At 55.9% G+C, this 3,980-nt stretch carries 3 protein-coding genes; all 3 read right to left on the reverse strand.

Annotated elements, in window-relative coordinates:
• Window positions 1–226: 226 nt before the first annotated feature.
• Window positions 227–556, reverse strand: a complete 330-nt coding sequence (locus GV818_RS33565; RefSeq protein ID WP_161778730.1) for a hypothetical protein — start codon at window positions 554–556, stop codon at window positions 227–229.
• Entirely contained in the window at window positions 556–1,569 is a 1,014-nt protein-coding gene (locus GV818_RS33570; protein ID WP_161778731.1) for a pyocin knob domain-containing protein, read from the reverse strand. The genes GV818_RS33565 and GV818_RS33570 overlap by 1 nt, the downstream gene beginning before the upstream one ends.
• Window positions 1,570–2,751: 1,182 nt before the next feature.
• On the reverse strand, window positions 2,752–3,980 hold a 1,229-nt coding region (locus GV818_RS33575; RefSeq protein WP_161778732.1), incomplete at its 5' end, for a phage tail protein.

Here is a 3,980-nt window from a genome sequence, read left to right on the forward strand (position 1 = left end):
AAAAAAATCCCGCTCAATGGCGGGCTCATGGGGCTTACAGCTGGTTCACTGCGCGTCGATGACGAGCCTCGCTTCGGCTCGCTTGGCAGCCACATCTTCGGGAATGGGCTTACCGGTTTCGAGCTGACGCAGCGCCATCCAGTCAGTTGATTGGAGATATTCCAGTGCGGCCACGGACGTCGCCCTTGCCGCCTCTTGAGCTGGGTCAGGCAGCTTTTCCAACAGGTCAAGATTCAATGGTGAATTCCTCCATTATGGAGCGCTTGGGAAGCGGTACAGGGCCGTCACTTGTTACGATGATCGGCTCGGGGAACCGCATATCTTTAGGATCGTCCCAGCGGATAGGGAAGATCAAGGTGACCTCAAAGCCGTGGCTCTCATGAGCAAGCTCATAAACGAACACATCGGGGTCAGCGGCTGAGGCTGGCAGACGGTAACCAACAGGGATCTGACCGAGGTCAAAATCCTTGCCGCTGACAGTCAGCACGTTTCCATGCACCGAAACTTCCAGCTCTCGAGCATCGATGGCCAGAGGGTGCAAATTGATCCTGATCATTATTTCCACCTTCCGATGCAGAAAACTGAAACGCGCATATCTTGCGCGGTTGGTCCATTGCGGACACCTATGTTCACTGTGCTTGCGTCTGCCGAGAAACAGGCCGTGCACCCGTACTGATCCCAGTTCGTGACGGGCTGCACGGTTCCATAGGCCTGATACGCCCCAACAAATGCAACAGGCAGAGTGATAGATGTTGTTCCAGAATAAAGTGCTGGGATCGCTCTCGCGGTTGCCGGGGTCCAAGCCATCATTAACCCATGCGGAAACTTCACCCAGTAACCAGCAGCGCTTTCACCCTCTTCAACAAATCCACGAATCCACGGCTGGATTGATCCGTTGACGCAGGAGCGCATATAGGTCTGCCGCGGAGGACTGGTACTGATAACGAACTGCGTCCAGTTAGTGGCGTCATACATCACCACTTGCACTGTGCCATATATGGCAGCCGGGGCGTTTGCAGCGTCTGAGATGAACTTGTACGGACCTGATCCGCTAAAAACGTTGAGGTCAGTAAGTGTTGGAACTGAAGTGGAGCCGACGCCAAAATCTCCGACTTTTAGGGCGTGCCCAGCAGTGGCATCTGTCGCGCTGGTAGTGGTGTTCGCAGTCGCGGCTGTTCCAAGGCCCAGGCCAGTACGCGCACCCGCCTGGTCGGCACCACCTGTCCCGCCCTTCTCGACTGGCAACACATCGTAGTTGCCAGTGGTGCCCAGCGCGGCCATTTTGGTGCCGTATTGATTAGTCCAATCACGTACAAGATCGGCCAGAAGCTTCTGATAGCCCTGCACGGGCATCACCGCAAAAGGCTGCCCGGATGCAGTAGGGCCCAGGTACGCCGGCAGGATCGATATAACCGTGTCGCTTGCGACGTTCTGCAGTTCGTACTGGCGACCATCGGGACCGATGAAAGCGTCACCGACCCGGGTGTTCGCTGCGAACCCGGTGTTGGTTCCGGTGACCGTTGTTGAGCCGCTTATAACGGCGACTGTTCCGGCTCTAAGCCAAGCCATATGGTTTTCTCCAGACAAAAAAATACCCGCAACTTGGCGGGTGTGTTCGCACGCTACAACTACAACTGCGGATTGAATGGATAAGGGTATTCAGACACGTCGATGTACGAGCAGGACGGTCTTGGATCTACCGTGAGCGCGGTTATATTTTGCGGAGTCGTACTGTAAACGCTACCGTATGTTGTCTCTGGGGACGTCCAGAAGCAGTGAACAATGCTCCCTTTTTGCCCGTAGCACCCCTCATGAAGACTGCCTCTGTAGACGGTGTCGCTGTTTAGCTGGCCAGTACACCAGCACCCGCGACTCCATGGAATATGAGCTGCGTATGTCTTTGCTGGATCAAGCGCCCTTGTCCAGAACCACCCCCTGAATCCACCTGTGTAGTCCTGGTTGTTTAATTGCGAAACGACGATACCAGTCGTGCCGCCTTGAAATCCCCCCACCGGTACAGTTTCACTCCATGGCCCAGTTGGTGGCGTCGAGATTGACGTGCCGATCACGTTCAGAGGCCGCTGCAAACTATTGAATGTGAATTTGCCGTCCTCAGCCCTTGTCTTCAAAGCTGGACCAGCGAAGATAGGCGCCATGATATCAAAGCAATAAACCTTAATATTACTAACAGGACCAGCAAAATAAAAAACGTGGTCATTACCTTCTTTAGAGGCAACAGGCTGATTGCATGCACCAGTCACAAACACGATAGGGCTTATCGCATTTAGCACAGTGAATTTATAGATATTATCGAAACATATGTGCGGACCTCCACTCGGCTGCTGGCGTCTCCATGCGCCATGGTACTCAACGGGGCCGCTCTTCCTTAGCCCGTAGATAGACTTTGAGGTGTCGTAGAGGATATTACCTGCGGAGTCCCTAGCTATTAACGCCACTTTTGCCATCAGTAGTACCCATAGTAAATTTCGCAGTCAATCGGGAACCCACTAGGAACTGAATAGTTCCAGGAAATCAGGTTCTGCGTAAGCGTGACACCTGGGCGCTTCCCTCCAGTTCTCTGGCTGTCCTCAAGCACCGCAATGATGTAGAAGTAGTTCCGACCAGGCGGCAGGCTAATAGCCTTTGAGCCACCTGCGCGGTTTGTTCTAACAACCCCGTCAGCCTGGCTGAGGCTCTTTGTCATGTCCGTTGTCACGGAACCGTCTTTATCTCGAGTGATCAATCCGACGGTCATGTTGCGTCCAGACTCAAGTCGATACCTTTAACACCGTTCGCGTGGTACACGAAGATGCCCTTGTTGTTTATCAGTAGGCGCGACCCGCCAGGGGAATTGCCCATCATCTGGAAGGTTCCATCAGGACGGAATGCCCAGCCCGAAACATCAGGTACGTAGTTGCTCGACTGCAAGTTGCTGCCGATTTTCAGCATGTCGATGGACCCCTCTTGAATAAATGCAGAGCGGATAAACGTCTGCCCACCGCTCACAGAGAACGGCGAGACAGGGGTGCCGTTGATCAGGTTCAGCAACATGAAGGTGTCGGCCCGCACAACGAACTGCGACGACACCCCGGACGGATCTACTTGTAGGCCCAAGCCGAAAGACGCGGCGTACTTCTGGCCGCCGGCGGTGGCCTCCATCTTCACCGACCACAACGTTTCAAGCTGGCCCTTGGTGTTGGCCAGGGCAGACGATGTTTCTTGAATCGCTGCGGTGTTCTCGCCCACCGAGGCCTGCAGCTTTGTTGTTCGCGTGGCTTCAGCCTCAATGGCCGTTGCCCTGACCTTCTCTTCCGTGACAATGGCTGCGGTGTTGTTCCAGCCCCTAATCGCATCCGCCAGATCACCAGAACCGTCATCCTCACGCCAGGAGGCCCGCAGAGCGCTGGTCGCGCTGGCCTGGGCGGTGACCACGCCGTCCAGCTCCGTGATATCGGCGGTGTTCGTGGCCACCTGCTGGGCCAATCCATTGGCCGTTTCAACCGACTGGCCAACGTCAGACCAGAAGGCCGGGGCCGGTGGCGGGTTGTTGGCGGGCACATCCTTGATCGCCTGGTAGATGCGCCCATCCTCAACGACCATCTGGCCCTTCAGGTAGATCTCTGCCGGGTCGTATCCCTTCAACCCGTCGAGAGCATCGATCTGGTCCTGCAGCCCGTCCAGTTCGCTCAGCAGGTCCTGGCCGAGCTGGGTCTTTGTGACCTTCCCTGTGAGAATGTCGAGGATCGGCCCTGCATCCGAACTGGCCTGGCCCATAACCCCGTTCACAACTGGATAGAACGGCCCCACGTTGCCAGTCCGATCAACCAGGCGAGCCCAGAAGAAGAACCGAGCACCCGCGGCCAAGTTCTGCATGCTGTAGTCGGACTGCGGATAGGCCAGGTCTGTCAGCTTCGTGGCGGCCTCAAGGCTGTTGCCCGGGCCATACCAGATCTCGGTCCGCTGGGTATCCTCTGCGCCAG

The organism is Pseudomonas sp. Fl4BN1 (assembly GCF_009908285.1).
Classification (GTDB): Bacteria; Pseudomonadota; Gammaproteobacteria; order Pseudomonadales; family Pseudomonadaceae; genus Aquipseudomonas.

Bases quoted from the DNA above. Each gene is read 5' to 3' on its own strand.
- GV818_RS33565 (WP_161778730.1), bottom strand. From the start codon at position 556: ATGATCAGGATCAATTTGCACCCTCTGGCCATCGATGCTCGAGAGCTG.
- GV818_RS33570 (WP_161778731.1), bottom strand. From the start codon at position 1,569: ATGGCTTGGCTTAGAGCCGGAACAGTCGCCGTTATAAGCGGCTCAACA.